The sequence below is a fragment of the Pseudomonas sp. AG1028 genome (genome assembly GCF_007993955.1).
GTDB classification, from domain to species: Bacteria; Pseudomonadota; Gammaproteobacteria; order Pseudomonadales; family Pseudomonadaceae; genus Aquipseudomonas; species Aquipseudomonas straminea.
The window spans coordinates 88937-105605 of the sequence record NZ_VIVP01000009.1; the positions used below are offsets into that span (position 1 = coordinate 88937).

Consider the following 16669-nt stretch of genomic DNA (forward strand, 5'->3'; position numbering starts at 1 on the left):
GATAACAAGCGCTATACAGATGCGCTTGCCAGGATTGGCTGGGAATCGCGGCGATTATAGGAGGCGGTGCGAGAAAGACCAGCTTTGCTAGAATCCGCCGCCTGTTTCCCGTTGACGAGAGCGTTGCCATGAGTGAGCCGATCCGCCTGACCCAGTACAGCCACGGAGCCGGCTGCGGCTGCAAGATTTCCCCCAAGGTGCTGGAGGTGATCCTCGCGGGCAGCGGTGCGCAGAATCTCGACCCCAAACTGTGGGTCGGCAATGCCTCGCGTGACGATGCGGCGGTGTATGCCCTGGACGAAACCCGCGGCGTAGTGTCGACCACCGATTTCTTCATGCCCATCGTCGATGATCCGTTCGACTTCGGCCGCATCGCCGCCACCAATGCGATCAGCGACATCTACGCCATGGGTGGCGACCCGCTGATGGCCATCGCCATTCTCGGCTGGCCGGTCAACCTGCTGCCGCCGGAAGTGGCCCGCGAAGTGATCCGCGGCGGCCGCGCGGTGTGCGATGCCGCCGGCATTCCGCTGGCCGGCGGGCACTCCATCGACGCACCCGAGCCGATCTTCGGCCTTGCGGTGACCGGCGTCGTCGACAAGCAGAACATGAAACGCAACGACACCGCCCAGGCCGGCGACACCCTGTACCTGACCAAACCCCTGGGCATCGGCATCCTCACCACCGCCGAGAAGAAGGCCAAGCTGCGCGCCGAGGACGTGGGCCTGGCCCGCGACTGGATGTGCACCCTGAACAAGCCCGGCAGCCGCTTCGGCAAGCTGGCCGGCGTCAACGCCATGACCGACGTCACCGGTTTCGGTCTGCTCGGCCACCTGGTGGAAATGGCCGACGGCGCCAGCCTTACCGCACGCCTGGATTACGCCGCCGTGCCGCGCCTGCCGGGTGTCGAGCACTACCTGGGCGAAGGCTGCGTGCCCGGCGGCACGCTGCGCAACTTCGACAGCTACGGTGAGCGTATCGCCGCCCTGAGCGACAGCCAGCGCGACCTGCTGTGCGACCCGCAAACCAGTGGCGGCCTGCTGATCGCCGTCAGCGAAGCGGGCCAGGACGAGTTTCTGGCCGTGGCGGCCGAGCTGGGCCTGCGCCTGGCGCCCATCGGCGTACTGGTGGAGCGACAGCGTCACGCCGTCGAGGTGTTCTGATGCGCGACGATGCCCGCGATTTTCGAACGATCTTCCTCGACGGCGTGCCGATGATGGATACCCGCGCGCCGGTGGAATTCGCCAAGGGCGCGTTCCCCGGCGTGGTCAACCTGCCGCTGATGACCGACCTGGAGCGCCAGAAGGTCGGCACCTGCTACAAGCAGCACGGTCAGGACGCCGCCATCAAGCTCGGCCATCAACTGGTCGGCGGCGACATCAAGGCCGAACGCGTCGCCGCCTGGGCGGCCTTCGCCCGCGCCCACCCGAACGGTTATCTTTACTGCTTTCGCGGCGGCCTGCGTTCGCAGATCGTCCAGCAGTGGCTGCGCGAGGCGGGCATCGACTATCCACGCATCACCGGCGGCTACAAGGCGATGCGCACCTTCCTGCTCGACACCCTCGAAGACGCTGTGGCGCAGTGCCGTTTCGTGGTGGTCGGCGGCATGACCGGCACCGGCAAGACCGACGTGCTGGCCCAGCTGCCCGACGGCCTGGACCTGGAAGGCCATGCCAACCATCGCGGCTCCAGCTTCGGCAAGCGCGCCACCGGGCAGCCGGCACAGATCGATTTCGAGAACGCCCTGGCCGTGGACATCCTGCGCAAGCGGGCGGCGGGCATCGAGCGCTTCGTGATCGAGGACGAAGGGCGCATCGTCGGCAGTTGCAACGTGCCGCTGTCGCTGCATCAGGGCATGCAGACCTATCCGCTGGTGTGGCTGGAAGATAGCTTCGAGGGGCGCGTGGAACGCATCCTGCGCGACTACGTGATCGACCTGTGCGCCGAGTTCATCGCCGTAAACGGTGAGGAGCGCGGTTTCGACCTGTTCGCCGCGCGGCTGCTGCAGAGCCTGGACAACATCCACAAGCGCCTGGGCGGCGAACGCCACCAGCGCCTGCGGGCGATCATGGTCGATGCCCTAGGCACCCAGCAGCTTAGCGGCGCCGTGGACTTCCACCGTGACTGGATCGCCGGGCTGCTGCGCGAGTACTACGACCCCATGTACGCCTACCAGCGCGACAGCAAGGCCGAGCGCATCGTGTTCGCCGGCGATGAGGCCGCCGTGGTCGCCTACCTGCGCGAGGCGCGCTGACCTGTCAGTGGGTGCGGAAGTGCCCGCTGCCGGGCTTGAAGCGCGCGGCCATAAGCATCAGCACCAGGGTGGCGGCGGCCATCATCAGCCAGCTCAGACGCAGGTCGTTGGCGTACTGGCGCAGCAGGCCGGCGAGCAGTGGCGAGGTGGCAGCGATCAGGTAGCCGCCGCCTTGCACGAAGGCCAGCAGGTCGCCGGTCTGGCGTGGGTCGTCGAGATGGTCCTGGGCGACTACCAGCGACAGCGGGAACAGCGCACCGATGCCGATGCCGATCAGCACGCAGATCGGCACCACCAGTGCCAAGGGTGCGATCACCAGGGCGATAAGCCCGAGCAGCAGGCACATCAACACGAAACCCAGCAGCACCCGGCGATCCGGACAGCGCGCCAGCAGGCTCGAGGCCAGCAGGCCTGCCGCCACTTCGCAGAGCGTCAGGGCGGCCAGCAGCAGGCCGCTGGATTCGGCGCTCCAGCCCAGCGAGGTGTAGTAGGGCGGTAGCCACGCGAGCACCAGCGTATAACCCGCGGTGCCGACCCCGAAAAACGCCATCAGCAGCCAGGCGCGCGGCGAGCGCCAGGGGTTGAGTGGTGCCCCCGAACTGTTCGCGGTTGGCTCGTCCGCCGGCGCGGCGCGCTTCCACACCACGCAGGCGACGATGGCCGGCACCGCCCAGCTGGCCAGTGCCCAGGCCCAGCCCAGCCACTGCGCCAGCCAGGGCGTGAGCGCCGCACCGAAGGCCGCGCCGCCCATGATCGCGCAGCTGTAGAAACCGATCAGCCGACCAGCGTCCTGGCTGAACCGTGCCTTGATCAAACCTGGCAGCAGTGCCTGCACGAAGGCGATGCCGGCGCCGGCCAGCAGCGCGCTGATCAGCAGCGGTGTGGCGCTCGGCAGCAGGCCGCGGGCCAGGCAGGCGAGGGCGATCAGCAGGGTACCGAGCCAGATGCCGCGGCGCTCGCCAAGCCGCCCGCGCAAAAAGGTCGCAGCCAGGGCGCCGAGGCCCATGATCACGATCGGCAGGCTGGTCAGCAGGCTGGCGCCCACATGCCCCAGGTGCGTGTCCAGCTGGATGCGGTCGAGCAGTGGGCCCACGGCCGCGAGTACCGGTCGCAGGTTCAGGCCCAGCAGAATGATCGCCAGGAGCAACAGGGGCTGCTTTTTCATTGCGCGGCCTCCTGAGCACCACGCCAGGCCACCAGCAGTACGCCGACCACAATGCACAGCGCCGCCAGCGCCAGGCTCAGGCTGCCCTGCTCGCCGAGCAGGCCGATGGCCATGGCCGCGCCCGTGATTGCCGCCACCGAGCCGATCTGGCTGAGAAATACCGTGCCCGCCAGCTTCTGCAGGATGAAGAACAGCGCATAGACCGCTGCGAACAGCAGCATCTGCAACAGCATCAGGCCGACGGCCAAGGGGCTGTTCAGATTGGGCGAGAAGTCCACGCCAAACAGCGCCGTAAGCCCCAGCAGCAGCGCGCCGCCCAGCAGCATGCCGGGTGCCAGCGACAGTGGCGTGGCGCCGCTGGGCCAGTATCGGGCGCGGTAGATATTGCCCAGCGCCAGGAATACCGGCACGCACAGCGCCGCCACCACCCACAAAGCCGGGCTGTCGCCGCCGTGCAGTTTGCCCAGGGCCAGCAGCAGGCTGCCGGACAAGCCGATGCAGATGCCCAGCAAGCGGATGCGGCTGAGCGCTTCCATGCGCAGCGCCAGGGCCAGCAGGTAGGTGAACAGGGGCGGGAAGGCCAGGCACATCGAGGCGAATCCGGCGCCGACATGGCCGATGGAGCTGAACAGCAGGCCGTTCGGCACGGCAATGCTGAGCAGACCCGAAGCCAGGTAATAGCGTTGTTGCGCCAGGCTCATGCCCGGCCGCTCGCCGCGCCACCAGGCGAACAACAACAGCAGCAGGCCGCCGCCGAGCAAGCCCCACAACAGATAGGCCATCGGCTGCCAGCCGGCGCTGCCGGCCAGCTTGACCAGAATGCTGGTGAGCCCCATCAGTGCGCCGACGGTGAACAGCAGGGCCAGGGCTAAAACGGGTCGATGCTGCGTGCCTGCCATGCAGGTGTCTCCTTGGACTGGATACGCTAGGATGCAAACATTCTTTTTGAAAAGTATCTTGATGGCAAGATAAATCGAGGTTCATATGCAGGATCGAGCACAATTGGCCGCCGAGCAGTGGCGTGAACAACGCCCGGATCTGGACGGTTTTGCCATGGCGGTGATCGGCAGGTTGGGCGAATTGAGTCAGGTGATCAGTCGTGATCATCTGCTGCCGTTCTTCGCCAGCCATGGCCTGCAGGCCGGCGAGTTCGACGTGCTGGCCACTCTGCGCCGCTCAGGCGAGCCCTATGCACTGATGCCCACGGTGTTGTACGAAAGCGCGATGATTTCCTCCGGCGGTATGACCAGCCGCATCGACCGCCTGGAAAAGGCCGGGTTTATCGAGCGGCGCAAGCATCCGTCGGACCGCCGCGGCATCCTGGTGGCGCTGACGCCGGCGGGTTTTGAACTGATCGACAGCATGCTCACCGCCCACGTTGCTAACCTGCAGCGCGTTCTGGCCGTCCTCAGTGACGAGGAAAAACAGCAGCTGCATGCGCTCACCGGCAAGCTGCTGGCCAACCTGCAATCGGGTGAATGAAAGGAAGCGAACCCATGTCCCTAGCTGCACTGATCATTGGCGTAATCGCCCAGATCTTCTTTGCCGGCCTGCAAGGCCTGATCGTGGTCTTTTCCGCTGCTGCCATCGCCAACCACAACGAACTGACGCCGTTTCAGGACCGCCTGCTGGCGACCCTGATGCTGCTGCTCCCCAGCATCTCGCTGGGCACCGCTGCCTTGCTGGTGGTTGGCTACATTAACTCGGCGCCGTGGCTGTCCCATTTCTGGCACCTGTTGCCGGTGGTGGCGTTCGGGGTGTATCTGCTGTTTGCGTTTAGTTTGAGTCGTTGAGCTGGCAGGGTGCGGAGAGAATGTGTGGTATTTAGACGACGAGTCACCGATCCTGTGGGAACGGGCCATGCCCGTGATTTTCGCGCATGAACTAGGCGTCCCCTTGCGCTCCCACCTTGGTTCCGGTGGTGGTGCGAAGAGGTTAGGTGAAGCTGCATCGTCCACGTTGAGGCAGCCGGGTGTTTGGGTAGGGTGGTTAGGGTCCCTACCGGCAGGTTGCGGTGTTTACTGAGAGGCGATCCGTTTGTGAGGCAGTAAGCCACTGGAGTTTCGATTTATGCCCTAACAGCTAGATTGGGCATGGCCGGGGAGACTTTCAGGCCGGATGATTTTGAGAGGCGATGAAGCTGGAATAGAGAATGTCGGCGAAATCGAGCTCATTGATATCGCCGGTCACCAAATCCCTGACGGCGTCCGCCAGCAGATCATTGTCCAGCGTGATTTCATAATCATTAAGTGAAAGGTATTCCAGTCCGACTGCAAGCCCAGTGCGTTTATTCGCGTCAGGCAGTGCGTGGCCCCGCGCGATGCTGGCTGTGTATTTGGCAGCGATTTCGAATACATCGTCGAGGCCGCCATAGGCAATAGCGTTGTCGATTCGAGCCAGTGCGCCCTGCAGAATTGGAATATTTATCGCCCCTTTCATGCCAGGCTCGGTAGTCAAGATCTGGGTATTGATCTCAATCACGCGTTCAAATGGAAAGAAGATCAATTCCATTACATGTCAGCCAGCTTCTGAAAAGTCCTCTTGTGGGTTCGGAGCGCAAGCTTGGTCTCTGAATAAACGATCTGTTTACCTTGCTCACCCCCCAAGTCCAGTTTCTTGGTAGCTTTGATTTTTGGCCTTTCTACAATGGAGACGCCATAGGTGTTCAGCTTGTGGTTCATGGTTTGAATGCCCCGAACAGCTTGATCAATTTCTGCTCGTAAGCTAGCACACTGATGTGCTTGGCGCACTGGACTACAGGCTTTTGGGCTTCGACACTTTGCTGTCGGTGGATCACTACACTCGCATCACAAGCGGTGATGCTCGATCAGAAAGTCCACGAACAGCCGCACTCGCGCTGGCATCGTCGGGCCGCCGACGAATACGGCGTGGATCGGCTCACGCTCACCCGGGTTGAAGGTCTCGAGCAGTGGCACCAGGTCGCCGCGCTCGATGTCCTCGTTGACCGTAAAGGCGCCGATGCGGGCGATGCCGGCGCCGACCCGGGCCAGTTGTGCCAGGGCCTCACCGCTGCTGCATTCGATGTTGCCGCACACCTTCAGGGAGAACGCGTCGCCGTCGCGCACGAAGGGCCAGTTGGGCTCAGCGCGGCGGAAATTGAAGCGTAGGCAGTTGTGTTGCAGCAGGTCTTCCGGCGCCTCGGGTGTGCCATGACGCACCAGGTAATCGGGTGAGGCCACCACCACCTGGCCGGTGTCGCCGATCTTGCGAGCGGTCAGCGGGCTGTCCGGCAGCGGGCCGAAGCGCACCGCCACGTCGGCCTGGCCGCCAAGAATGTCTACCACCTCATCGCCCAGGGTCAGGTCTACAACGATGTTTGGGTAGCGTGCGCTGAAGGCCGCCACCAGCGGCACGATGGCCAGCCGGCCATGACCGAGCGCAGCGCTGACGCGAATACGTCCTTTGGGCACGCTCTGGTCAGCGATGGCGCCCTCGACCTCCGCCAGGTCGGCCAGGATGCGCCGGGCGCCGTGCAGGTACGCCTCGCCTTCGGCCGTGAAGGTAATGGCGCGGGTAGTGCGTAGCAGCAGACGGGTGCCCAGGCGTTGCTCGGTGCGGGCGATGATGCGGCTGACCGCTGAAGGCGTCAGGCCAAGCGTGCGCGCCGCCGCCGACAGGCTACCTTCCTGCGCCACGCGCACCAGCACTTCCATCTCGCCTGATCGGCCGCCTACGTCCATTTGTGCCTCTGCAGCAAAGGTGTTTGCCAGAAAAGCGGTCTACCGCCCGTAAGGTCGGGATCGTAGCATTTGCGGCATAGATAAGGAGCCTCTCATGCGTATCAATCCACCCCTCGTCGCGCTCGCCACGGGTGCCTTCGGCATCGGCGTTACCGAGTTCGCCCCCATGGGCATGTTGCCCGGTATCGCCAGTGATCTTGGTGTGTCGATTCCCGCCGCCGGCCTGCTGGTCAGCGCCTATGCCATCGGCGTGCTGATCGGCGCGCCGCTGATGACCCTGACCACCGGCAAGATTCCCCGGCGCTACCTGCTGATCGGGCTGATGGCCATCTTCACTCTCGGCAACCTGATGTCTGCCCTGGCCACCGACTACACCAGCCTGCTGATCGCCCGCGTGGTCACCTCGCTCAACCACGGCGCCTTCTTCGGCGTCGGCTCGGTGGTGGCGGCCAGCCTGGTCGCGCCGGACAAACGGGCCGGCGCGGTCGCCGCGATGTTCATGGGCCTGACCCTGGCCACCATCGGTGGCGTGCCTCTGGCTGCCTGGTTCGGTGAAGTGCTTGGCTGGCGCACGGCGTTCTGGGGCATCTCCGGCCTGGGCCTGATCACCATGCTCGCGCTATGGTTCGCCTTGCCCAACGTCGAGCTGCCGAAGAGCGATGGCGTGCTCGCCGAAATCCGCGTGCTGGGTCGCGGCCCGGTACTCGCCGCGCTGGCCCTGACCGTGGTCGGCTCCAGTGCGATGTTCACCGTATTTACCTACATCGCGCCGATTCTCAGCACCCAGACCCATGCCTCCACCGGCTTCATCACCGCCATGCTGGTGCTCTACGGCGTGGGACTGACCCTGGGCAACATGTGGGGCGGCAAGGCGGCCGATCGCTCCATCGACCGCACCCTGATCGCCTCGCTGAGTGTGCTGATCCTGGTGCTGCTGGCCTTCACGATGCTGATGAGCTGGCCGCTGCCAGCCGCCGTGGCCATCCTCATCTGGGGCATCGCCAGCTTCGCCATCGTGCCGCCGCTGCAGATGCGCGTGATGGAGGCTGCCAAGGGCGCGCCCAACCTGGCTTCGGCGGTGAACATCGGCGCCTTCAACCTCGGCAACGCCATTGGCGCGGCGCTGGGTGGTGCGGTGATCAGTGCAGGCCTCGGCTACCCGGCGATCTCCCTGGCCGGTGCCGCGATGGCTGCGTTGGGGCTACTGATGGTGCTTGGATTTGCCTGGCGATCCAGGCCGGTTGCTCCGCGGGTATGCAATTGATGTGCATGCAAGGCTGCCAAGGTGTATGGCGTGCCAGACGGTGTGCCGTTGGTGAAGCAGTACGCGTTTTGCGTACTCCAGCGGACTGTTCGCTAGCGTTCCTGAGACCGCCCTACGTGCTAGACACATGTCGCCATGCTGACTAACGTGATGGCCCCATTTGGAGCATCACAGGAAATCGTCACATGGACGTGCAATGCAAATCCCTTGAAGAGGTACGCAAGCGCATCGATCAGATCGACCGCGCCATGGTCGACCTCATCGCTCAGCGCGGCGGCTTCGTCGCTCAGGCGGCGCACTTCAAAAAAGACAGTGCAGATGTCCGCGCCCCAGCGCGTGTCGAGCAGGTCATCGGCAGGGTGCGTGCACTGGCCGATGAGCACGGCGCTTCGGCAGCGGTCGTCGAGCAGGTTTATCGAGCGATGATCGCCGCATTCATCGAGGAAGAACTGCGTACCCATGCCGCCTTGAGCGCAGATGCCTGAGCGGCTAAGGCTGGGTGAGAGTCGCCACCGATACGCAAAGTCTAGGGTCATCCCGGCGCCCAGGTTCAAACCCTTCACCATCTCTAGGCGTGCCTGCAGATAGCGCGACAGCGAAGTATGTGGCTATCGAACAGGCCCGCGTCAGGGCGCGACCGTTTATTGGCCCACGATGAAAATAGCGCCCGCCAACATGACCTTTAGGCGTGTGTACTCTTTTGGTGCGCTGATATCATAATGATGTCAATAAGATGCAACCTTTCCAAAGTCTCGCCAGTCCTACTCTGCGCTGATAGCTGATCGGCCCGTAGGGTGGCGCTTTCAGTGTGTTGAAAAGCAACCAAGGCCATGGATTCGGCACCTCTCGAACGCCTCTGAGTACCGAACCATGCTCCATCTCTTTCGTCCGCGCGCTGAGCTCCTGGCGCTCAAGCAACTCACCGCTTCGCTTCCGAATTCTGCCCAGAGTACTGCCAGCCGTGGGTCTGCCAGCTGGGCAGAGGTGCAGCGTGAATGGACATCACGCGAACAAAAGGCTGCGCAGAGCGACAATCGCATCGCCGAGCTTGAGCGCGAACTGGAAGCGGCGCGGCTCATGCTGGCTGAGGCCGACGCCAGCGCCCGCGCTTCGGAAACGCGCTTCGATCTGGTCAACCGCGCTTCCAGCGAAGGCCTGTGGGATATGGAGGTGGTAGCCGGTGACCCGGTGAATCCGCGCAACCAATTTTGGTGGTCGCCGCAGCTGAGGGCCATGCTCGGCTTCCGCGATGAGCGGGATTTTCCCAACGTGCTGGCCAGCTGGGCTGACCGCTTGCACCCTGAAGACAAGGCGGCGACCCTGGATGCCTTCGCCCGCCACCTGAACGACAAGTCGGGCCTGACGCCTTACCGGGTCAGGAATCGCCTGGCCATGAAGGACGGCACCTACCGCTGGTTCTTTGCCCAGGGCGAAACCCTACGCGACGGCCGTGGCGTACCACTGCGGGTCGCCGGCGCGCTGCGTGATATTCACGATGAGCTGCAGCGTGAGCAGGAGCACGACGTGATCATCACCCGCTTCGAGCTGGCCCGCGAGATGCTGTCGGATGGCCTGTGGGACATGGAGGTGATCGCCGGTGATCCGGTCAACCCGAAGAACCCCTTCTGGTGGTCGCCGCAATTCCGTCGTCTGCTGGGCTTCGAGACAGTCGAGGAGTTTCCCGATGTGCTGGACAGTTGGGCATCGCGCCTGCACCCCGAAGACAAGGCCTACAGCCTCGATGCGTTCCAGGCACACCTGAACGATCGTACCGGCAAAACGCCCTTCGACATTGAATATCGCCTGAAGATGAAGAGCGGTGAGTACCGCTGGTTCCGGGCTCGCGGGCAAACCAAGCGCGACGCTTCGGGCGCGCCGCTGAGGGTGGTCGGTGCACTGGTAGACGTGGATCTGCAACATCAGCAGAACGCCATGCGTGATACCGAGGCGGCGCACCAGCGCACCCTGGAAGCCAACATCGTGAAGCTCACCCAGATCGTCGGCACTATCCAGAGCATCGCCAGCCAGACCAATCTACTGGCGCTGAACGCGGCGATCGAGGCGGCCCGAGCCGGTGAGGCGGGGCGAGGTTTCGCGGTGGTGGCCGATGAGGTGCGTAAGCTTGCGACCCGCACTACGGAGGCCACTGAGCAGGCGGCTGAGATGATGCGTACCTGAGCGGGGTAATTCAGCGAAGCGGAATTGAAGGCTGGACCATTCATTGCGCCAGCCAAGCCGCCGTCGATGGGGTATGGTATCGACCTCAGAATCCCGGACGTTCATCGCAGATGCAGCAGGAGCTTTTCATCGTCGCCGACGATCACCCGCTTTTTCGTGATGGGCTGGTGCGGTTGCTCACGCAGGCGCGACCGCAGGCCCTGATCAGGGAAGCGGCGACGCTGGATGAGGCGTTGCAACTGGCGCGAGCGCAAACGCCGGCGGGCATCTTGCTGGATCTGATGTACTCGAGCGATAACGCCTGGGCCTCCATTGCGGACTGGCGCCTGGAGTTTCCCGCCTCGTTGCTGATGGTGGTGTCGATGTGCGAAGACCCACTGGTGGTCGAGCGCGTGATGAGCCAGGGAGCCAGTGCCTTTATCGGCAAATCGCTGCCCCCGAGTGAGGTCGCCGAAGCGCTGACTGCTGCGTTGAATGGCGAGCCTGTGGTGCGTTGTGCGTCCCAGGGCAGCTTCACGGCCTACGAGCCGCCGACTGCTGCCGATTGTTTCTCGTCGCTCACGGCGCGGCAATTCGAGGTGCTGCAACTGATCACCGATGGCCTGAGCAACAAGGAGATCGCGCAGATTCTGCGCATTTCGCCCTTTACCGTGCGCATTCACGTGTCGGCGCTGCTCGGCGTTCTCAAGCTCAGTTCGCGTTCGGCAGCCGCGGCGCTGGGCGCACGGCATGGGCTGGGCGCGGCAAGTCGCAGCGCCCAGGTCAGGGAAGGGGAGCGCTGACCTGGCGCCCGGCCAATTCGGCGATGACCCGTTGCAGCTCGGCTGAGCGCACGGGCTTGGAGAGCAGCGGTATGCGTGGGTCCGGTAGCGCTGATCGAATTCTCTGCGGGTCGTGACCCGTAAGAATCACGGCCGGTAACGGACGGCCATGCCACTCTTCCAGCTGCGCCAGGCATTCGATGCCGGTTGCCTCGCGGCCCAGATCGAAGTCCGTCACCACCACATCGCAGGGCAACGCGGCATTGGGTGGGCCGTCGATGGCGGTGACCTGGCAGCCCCAGGCGCGCAGCAGCTTGGCCATCGCCTCCAGCACGCTGCGGTCATCCTCGATGAGCAGCACATGAATGCCTTGCAGGTCGGCGACAGGTTCGGTCGGCGGCAGTGCATGGGTGGCCTGGCGAGGGATGACTGCCGGCAGGCCTGCCAGGGTGATCGAGGTACCGTGGCCGACTCTAGAGGCGACGCTGATCTGCAGGTCGAGGAGGGTGGCGATGCGCCGCACGATGCTCAACCCCAGTCCGATGCCTTCCACATCCCGGTCACGCTCCTGGCGTACGCGATAGAACTCTTCGAACAGGTGCGGCAGGTGCTCCGCGGCAATCCCCGGGCCGCGATCATGCAGTTGCACGGTGAGGGTCGAGCCACGCCGGCGGCAGGCGATGAGCAGGGGGCGACCCGGCGCGTATTTGATGGCGTTGGATACCAGGTTCTGCAGCAGGGTGCCGAGCAGCGCGGGGTCGCTGTAGGTCAGCGTGGCGGCGCCACGTATACGGATATCCACGCCGGCCCAGCGCGCGGCCTCGCTGTTCTGCTTTTTCAGGTCGACCAGCAATCGATGCAGGTCCACCGTCTGTTTACGCGGCATCACCTGCTGCTGGTCGAGCGTGTAGATGTCCAGCAGCGAGCGGAAGAGCTGCTCGACGCTGAGCAGGGAACGGTCGACGCTGTCGATCAGCTGATGCTGCTCGGCATTGAGCGGAGTGCCGCGCAGGCAGGTGGTGAACAAGCCGATGGCGTGGATGGGTTGGCGCAGGTCATGGCTGGCCTGCGCCAGAAAGCGCGACTTGTCCTGGTCGGCGCGCTTGGCGGCCGCCATGGCCTCCTGCAAACGGCCCAGCAGAAAATAGCTGAAGGTGGGCAGCACCAGCATGCTCAGCACCATCATCACCAGAACCGCCGGGTGCTCTTGCAGGAAAGGCACGAAGAATGCGATGAGGGTGAGAGAGGCAAGGCCAAAGCTGGTGGCCAGAATCAGGTAGGGCCGGCCGAATCGCACGCCATTGCCGACCGTCATGCTCAGCAGGACGCAGAACGTTGGCAGCAGCGCTTCCTGGCCGAGAATCATCACCGCGCAGGCGCCCAGGTTGTCCAGCAGCATGGCGGCAACCCTGCGCCAGACCATGGGCTGCGGCAGGAACCAGAGGTGGGCGAGCAGCAACACCGACAGCAACGTGAATAACGTACCGGTAACCAGCACGGCCTTGAGCAGCTTGGCATCGAGCAGCCCCAGCGGATACATGACCACGGCATAGAGCGACACGACGAAAACCACCACAAGGCGCAGTTGCGCCTGGCTGAACTCCAGATCCTCTAGGCGAAACAGCGACTTCATGACGGACCTTCCGAAACCTGATCAAGCGGCCGACCTTAACGGAATTCCTTCCCGGCCGGCCATGCATGATTCGCCGTGCTGAAAATCAAAGTGCGCAACAGGCTGTGTTGTAACACTGCATGGGATAAGCTTGCGCCGACAATCAACCACCAAGTTGTTAACTGAACGATGGGTTTTGAGCAATTAGCTGATCTACGTGACCGCCTGCGGGCTGAAAAGCAGCAGGTGAAGGCCGAGACGACCAAACCGCGCAAGCGCCAACCTGCCTCGCCAAAGAAGGCTCAGGAGCAGGATCCTGCACTGGAAGCGATCTGGCGTTTGCAGAAGCACTTCCCGCTGGCCTTCCCGGTCAATCCTGCCCCAAAGGTTCCGCTCAAGGAAGGCATTCTCAAGGATGCCGAGCAGCATCTGGAGAAGCTGGGCATTACTCAGGAGCAGCTAAAGCTCGGCCTGGCATCCTGGTGCCGGGGCGGTCGCTACTGGGCCAGCATGGTCGAAGATGCGCCGCGCCTGGACTTGAACGGCCAGCCGGCCGGCACGGTGACGGCGGCTCAGGCGCTGCATGCCAAGCAGCAGGCCAGACGCCAGCGCAGCCAGATGCGTCGTGCTCAGCAGAAGCCGAAAGAGCCGGCCGCCACTGCTGACAGCGATGCCTGATAGCGCAGTCACTGCACACGCGGTTTTCCCGCGATAGCGAACGCTGCCAGGGCGAACGGCGCCAGCCTTACGCTCTGAACAGTGCTGCTGCCTTTACTGGAACCGACCCCCATGCTGCGTAAACTCGGCCTGTGCCTCAGCGCCATGCTTCTGCCGTTACTCACTGCCTGCACCGGCAAACCGTTGGAGCGCAAGGTGGTGTACGAGAACTCGGTTTACCACTGGCGCATCGAGCATGTGATCGTGCGTAACTTCCCGGCGGGCAGCCATCAGTACTTCGAAGTATTCCTCAAGGATCGGCCGCTGGTATTGCCAGCGTCGGCCTTCAACGATCAGCGCGATATCGGGCAATTCATCGCCGCTGGTGGCTTCGATGTCGGGCACTGGCGCAACAAGTCGATCGTGGTGGCATTCGAGAATATTCAGGAGCGAGAAGGGCAGTCGCAGCGGCTGATCCGCTCGGTGATGATCACTCCGGATTTCACCGAGGGTGACGTGGTGCTGACGGATATGTACACCCAACAGGAAGTGGTGGTGCAACGGGTCGAGCCGAGCCGCTGACTTATGCCTCGGCCTGGCCCCGCACCTGGATTCGTGTGCGCGGGCGTGCCGGTCGAGACTGGAAGGGCCGGCAGGGGCATTTAGCCGACCGGCTGACGGACGCTGCGCATCCCTACGCAGAGCGTTTGAATGCGCGGCTATGTCGGCCCTAGAACTGCGTGACGACCGTAACGCCAGTGGTTTCGAAACGATCCATATTCATCAGCGCGTCGATTGACTGCTCCAGGCTGATGGTTTTGCCGACCAGCTTCTCGGGCGCCAGTTTGCCGGAGGCGATCATTTCGATCATCGCGTCGTAGCGATGCGCTTGCATACCGTGGCTGCCGTAAATCTCCAGTTCGTGGGCGATGACCTTGCTTATCGGGATCGCCGGCTGGGCGTGATCGGCCAGCATCAGGCCAACCTGAACGTGCCGGCCGCGACGACGCAGGTTGTTGATGGAGTTGAAGCAGGTGGTCGGGTGCCCCAGCGCATCGAGCGATACATGAGCGCCCCCGCGGGTAATCTCCATGACTGCCTCGGTTACGTCCGCCACCTGGGTCGCATTAACCGTCGCCACGGCGCCCAGGGACCGAGCCAGCGCCAGCTTGTCGTCAGCGATATCGATCGCGATGACATTGGCACCGATGGCCTGGGCGATCATTACGGCCGACAGGCCCACACCGCCACAGCCGTGTACGGCTACCCATTGGCCGGCGCTGACCTTGCCCTGGTCGACGACCGCGCGAAATGAGGTGACGAAGCGGCAACCCAGGCTGGCGGCGGTTGCATAGTCCATGTGCTCAGGCAGTGCGACCAGGTTCAGGTCGGCCTGGTGGATGCCCACATATTCCGCAAACGAGCCCCAATGGGTAAAACCGGGCTGGAACTGGGTGTGGCAGACCTGTTGGTTGCCGCTGTTGCACTCGGGGCAGGCGCCGCAACCACCCACGAAAGGTACGGTTACCCGGTCGCCCACCTTCCACTTGGTTACATCACGACCTACCTCCGCCACGACGCCGGCCAACTCATGCCCCGGTATGTGCGGCAACTGGATGTCCGGGTCATGGCCTTTCCAGCCATGCCAGTCGCTGCGGCACACACCTGTGCCTTTGACCTGAATGACCACGCCGTGGCGTTCCGCGCTGGGGTCGGCGACCGTAATCAGGCGTGGCGGCTGGGAAAATGCTTCGTAGACTACGGCTTTCATGGAGCACCTCGGATTGAACGTTCAATGCGGCGCCAGTCCCGTGCCGCTGGCTATGCAATAGCGAAGTAAGTGCAGCGGTGCGCTGACCGGTACGGCCAATCTGCCGCGCTGCATCTTGAGGGCTCGGGCTTTGCAGTCATTATGAATAAACGCCTTGAAATTACCTTTCAGAATAGGATTGACAGCTCACTGCGCGTGAAATGATCCTTCATCGATAGTCTTTATATGAAGGAAACTGCCATGCATGGCGCCGTTGATAAGGTGGATATTGCAATCTGTGACCGACTACAGCGCGATGGCAGGTTGTCGAACGTGAAGCTCTCGCAGCAAGTCGCCCTTAGTGAAGCATCGTGTTGGCGCAGGCAGAAGCGCCTGGAAGAATGTGGGGTTATCGAGGGGTACCAGGCCATTCTCAACCGTAAAAAGTTGGGGCTGGGCGTCATGGCTTTCGTACAGATTTCCTGCACCGATCACAGCGAAGAGGCCACTGCCCGGTTTGAAAGCATCATCGCTTGCGCACCGCAGGTACTCAGTTGCCACAACACCACTGGCGAGGCCGACTTCCTGCTTCAGGTGGTGGCGCGTGATCTGGACAGCTACAGCCGTTTCGTCGAGAAAGTACTGAGGGCGTTGCCAGGGGTCAGTAGCATTCGCTCCAACATCTCACTGCGAGAAATGAAGACCACCAATCGGCTGCCGGCTAGCGAAATCCTGAGTATCTAGACTGGTGCGATGGAGGACGGGGCCGACCAGCCAGTTTTTGCCACGGCCATTCGTATGCTGTGCTGAAGGCACCCTCTCTATTTTCCCGCTGCCGTGTGGCGAGCAGGCTTAGGCCTGGCGGCGATATTTATCGTATTCGTCAAGGTCAAGGGGTGTAGCGGGGTGGCCGGGTCAATGACCCTCGCATTCGTTCAGGCTTCGCTATGGCCCAGTACATCGGCTTCGCGGGCGATGGCGAGCACGTTGGCCTTGGCCTGTTTGCACAGGTGCGCCTCGATGGCGCGGATGATCTCGTCGGTCAGCGTCGAGTTATGTGCGGCCACCAGGGCCTCCAGGCGCGGCACCATACCGACGGGCAGGAAGTCGAGAATGTCGGCTGAAAGGTCCCGTGCCAGGTGGTTGCTCAGGTTCATTGATGCGCCGTCCGTGAAGGTGGATGCAACTCGGTGAAAGTGTGATCGCGATCCAAATCCGAGACGGCCGCGCTGCAAATGGTTCCGGTTTATTTTGCGCTTTGCCCAAACATCGACCACGCTTTCGCCAACGCCACGAAACAGTGGCGATTCTCAGCCTTAGTGTGCCT

General features: G+C 63.1%; 17 protein-coding genes and 2 pseudogenes. 12 read left to right on the forward strand and 7 right to left on the reverse strand.

The window, feature by feature from the left end; all coding sequences use genetic code 11:
- The first annotated feature begins 128 nt into the window (after positions 1-128).
- The gene (selD, locus tag FB481_RS16160; RefSeq protein WP_147177005.1) at positions 129-1163 is read left to right on the forward strand and encodes a selenide, water dikinase SelD; all 1035 of its coding nucleotides are present in this window, start codon (positions 129-131) and stop codon (positions 1161-1163) included.
- Positions 1163-2254: a tRNA 2-selenouridine(34) synthase MnmH gene (mnmH, locus tag FB481_RS16165; protein ID WP_147177006.1), complete on the forward strand. Its 1092-nt coding sequence runs from the start codon at positions 1163-1165 to the stop codon at positions 2252-2254. The genes selD and mnmH overlap by 1 nt, the downstream gene beginning before the upstream one ends.
- 4 nt (positions 2255-2258) lie before the next feature.
- Here the strand turns inward: mnmH and FB481_RS16170 are convergent, their stop codons facing one another.
- Both FB481_RS16170 and FB481_RS16175 read right to left on the reverse strand, forming a co-directional pair.
- Complete coding sequence (locus FB481_RS16170) at positions 2259-3419, reverse strand: cyanate transporter (protein ID WP_147177007.1); 1161 nt, start codon at positions 3417-3419, stop codon at positions 2259-2261.
- Positions 3416-4318 carry a DMT family transporter gene (locus FB481_RS16175; protein ID WP_147177008.1) on the reverse strand — a complete coding sequence of 301 codons (903 nt, stop codon included), beginning with the start codon at positions 4316-4318 and terminating at the stop codon, positions 3416-3418. Before FB481_RS16175 ends, FB481_RS16170 begins: the two co-directional genes overlap by 4 nt.
- Positions 4319-4403: 85 nt before the next feature.
- Here FB481_RS16175 and FB481_RS16180 point away from each other — a divergent pair, with 85 nt between their 5' ends.
- Together FB481_RS16180 and FB481_RS16185 are read left to right on the forward strand one after the other, a co-directional pair.
- Positions 4404-4901, forward strand: coding sequence for a MarR family winged helix-turn-helix transcriptional regulator (locus FB481_RS16180; RefSeq protein ID WP_093502817.1), 498 nt, complete (start codon positions 4404-4406; stop codon positions 4899-4901).
- Between the two features lie 14 nt (positions 4902-4915).
- On the forward strand, positions 4916-5212 hold the full coding sequence (locus FB481_RS16185; protein WP_147177009.1) for a hypothetical protein: 297 nt from the start codon (positions 4916-4918) through the stop codon (positions 5210-5212).
- 316 nt (positions 5213-5528) lie between these two features.
- On the opposite strand, the gene FB481_RS16190 is transcribed toward FB481_RS16185, so the two are convergent.
- Both FB481_RS16190 and FB481_RS16200 read right to left on the reverse strand, forming a co-directional pair.
- The gene (locus FB481_RS16190) at positions 5529-5930 is read right to left on the reverse strand and encodes a type II toxin-antitoxin system death-on-curing family toxin (protein ID WP_147177010.1); all 402 of its coding nucleotides are present in this window, start codon (positions 5928-5930) and stop codon (positions 5529-5531) included.
- A gap of 296 nt (positions 5931-6226) precedes the next feature.
- Positions 6227-7120, reverse strand: a complete 894-nt coding sequence (locus FB481_RS16200; RefSeq protein ID WP_147177011.1) for a LysR family transcriptional regulator — start codon at positions 7118-7120, stop codon at positions 6227-6229.
- A gap of 94 nt (positions 7121-7214) precedes the next feature.
- Here FB481_RS16200 and FB481_RS16205 point away from each other — a divergent pair, with 94 nt between their 5' ends.
- From FB481_RS16205 to FB481_RS16220, 5 genes and pseudogenes are all read left to right on the forward strand, one after another.
- A complete protein-coding gene (locus tag FB481_RS16205; protein WP_147177012.1) occupies positions 7215-8384 on the forward strand; it encodes an MFS transporter in 1170 nt (389 codons plus the stop codon).
- Positions 8385-8569: 185 nt separating this feature from the next.
- Complete coding sequence (locus FB481_RS16210; protein ID WP_147177013.1) at positions 8570-8869, forward strand: chorismate mutase; 300 nt, start codon at positions 8570-8572, stop codon at positions 8867-8869.
- A 679-nt stretch (positions 8870-9548) separates the two neighbouring features.
- Positions 9549-10280, forward strand: a pseudogene (locus FB481_RS23640) (PAS domain-containing protein); the annotation flags it as partial.
- Between the two features lie 54 nt (positions 10281-10334).
- A pseudogene (locus FB481_RS23645) lies at positions 10335-10553 on the forward strand (methyl-accepting chemotaxis protein); the annotation flags it as partial.
- A gap of 119 nt (positions 10554-10672) precedes the next feature.
- Positions 10673-11344: a response regulator transcription factor gene (locus FB481_RS16220; protein ID WP_147177015.1), complete on the forward strand. Its 672-nt coding sequence runs from the start codon at positions 10673-10675 to the stop codon at positions 11342-11344.
- On the opposite strand, the gene FB481_RS16225 is transcribed toward FB481_RS16220, so the two are convergent.
- A complete protein-coding gene (locus FB481_RS16225) occupies positions 11325-12956 on the reverse strand; it encodes a hybrid sensor histidine kinase/response regulator (protein ID WP_147177016.1) in 1632 nt (543 codons plus the stop codon). The two genes, FB481_RS16220 and FB481_RS16225, sit on opposite strands and share 20 nt — an antisense overlap.
- Before the next feature lie 168 nt (positions 12957-13124).
- Between FB481_RS16225 and FB481_RS16230 the strand changes: the two genes are divergently transcribed.
- Positions 13125-13613 (forward strand): ProQ/FinO family protein, encoded by a 489-nt coding sequence (locus tag FB481_RS16230; RefSeq protein WP_093502833.1) that lies wholly within the window; start codon positions 13125-13127, stop codon positions 13611-13613.
- Between the two features lie 111 nt (positions 13614-13724).
- Positions 13725-14174 carry a hypothetical protein gene (locus FB481_RS16235; protein WP_093502835.1) on the forward strand — a complete coding sequence of 150 codons (450 nt, stop codon included), beginning with the start codon at positions 13725-13727 and terminating at the stop codon, positions 14172-14174.
- 148 nt (positions 14175-14322) lie between these two features.
- Here the strand turns inward: FB481_RS16235 and FB481_RS16240 are convergent, their stop codons facing one another.
- The gene (locus FB481_RS16240; protein WP_147177017.1) at positions 14323-15363 is read right to left on the reverse strand and encodes a zinc-dependent alcohol dehydrogenase family protein; all 1041 of its coding nucleotides are present in this window, start codon (positions 15361-15363) and stop codon (positions 14323-14325) included.
- Between the two features lie 240 nt (positions 15364-15603).
- Here FB481_RS16240 and FB481_RS16245 point away from each other — a divergent pair, with 240 nt between their 5' ends.
- On the forward strand, positions 15604-16086 hold the full coding sequence (locus tag FB481_RS16245; protein WP_147177018.1) for an Lrp/AsnC family transcriptional regulator: 483 nt from the start codon (positions 15604-15606) through the stop codon (positions 16084-16086).
- Positions 16087-16277: 191 nt separating this feature from the next.
- Here FB481_RS16245 and FB481_RS16250 read toward each other — a convergent pair whose 3' ends face one another.
- On the reverse strand, positions 16278-16499 hold the full coding sequence (locus FB481_RS16250) for a hypothetical protein (protein ID WP_147177019.1): 222 nt from the start codon (positions 16497-16499) through the stop codon (positions 16278-16280).
- Between the last annotated feature and the right edge of the window lie 170 nt (positions 16500-16669).

Bases quoted from the DNA above. Each gene is read 5' to 3' on its own strand.
- selD (WP_147177005.1), top strand. From the start codon at position 129: ATGAGTGAGCCGATCCGCCTGACCCAGTACAGCCACGGAGCCGGCTGC.
- FB481_RS16250 (WP_147177019.1), bottom strand. From the start codon at position 16,499: ATGAACCTGAGCAACCACCTGGCACGGGACCTTTCAGCCGACATTCTC.
- FB481_RS16185 (WP_147177009.1), top strand. From the start codon at position 4,916: ATGTCCCTAGCTGCACTGATCATTGGCGTAATCGCCCAGATCTTCTTT.
- FB481_RS16205 (WP_147177012.1), top strand. From the start codon at position 7,215: ATGCGTATCAATCCACCCCTCGTCGCGCTCGCCACGGGTGCCTTCGGC.
- FB481_RS16175 (WP_147177008.1), bottom strand. From the start codon at position 4,318: ATGGCAGGCACGCAGCATCGACCCGTTTTAGCCCTGGCCCTGCTGTTC.
- FB481_RS16230 (WP_093502833.1), top strand. From the start codon at position 13,125: ATGGGTTTTGAGCAATTAGCTGATCTACGTGACCGCCTGCGGGCTGAA.
- FB481_RS16180 (WP_093502817.1), top strand. From the start codon at position 4,404: ATGCAGGATCGAGCACAATTGGCCGCCGAGCAGTGGCGTGAACAACGC.
- FB481_RS16240 (WP_147177017.1), bottom strand. From the start codon at position 15,363: ATGAAAGCCGTAGTCTACGAAGCATTTTCCCAGCCGCCACGCCTGATT.
- FB481_RS16245 (WP_147177018.1), top strand. From the start codon at position 15,604: ATGCATGGCGCCGTTGATAAGGTGGATATTGCAATCTGTGACCGACTA.
- mnmH (WP_147177006.1), top strand. From the start codon at position 1,163: ATGCGCGACGATGCCCGCGATTTTCGAACGATCTTCCTCGACGGCGTG.
- FB481_RS16210 (WP_147177013.1), top strand. From the start codon at position 8,570: ATGGACGTGCAATGCAAATCCCTTGAAGAGGTACGCAAGCGCATCGAT.
- FB481_RS16170 (WP_147177007.1), bottom strand. From the start codon at position 3,419: ATGAAAAAGCAGCCCCTGTTGCTCCTGGCGATCATTCTGCTGGGCCTG.
- FB481_RS16225 (WP_147177016.1), bottom strand. From the start codon at position 12,956: ATGAAGTCGCTGTTTCGCCTAGAGGATCTGGAGTTCAGCCAGGCGCAA.
- FB481_RS16190 (WP_147177010.1), bottom strand. From the start codon at position 5,930: ATGGAATTGATCTTCTTTCCATTTGAACGCGTGATTGAGATCAATACC.
- FB481_RS16220 (WP_147177015.1), top strand. From the start codon at position 10,673: ATGCAGCAGGAGCTTTTCATCGTCGCCGACGATCACCCGCTTTTTCGT.
- FB481_RS16200 (WP_147177011.1), bottom strand. From the start codon at position 7,120: ATGGACGTAGGCGGCCGATCAGGCGAGATGGAAGTGCTGGTGCGCGTG.
- FB481_RS16235 (WP_093502835.1), top strand. From the start codon at position 13,725: ATGCTGCGTAAACTCGGCCTGTGCCTCAGCGCCATGCTTCTGCCGTTA.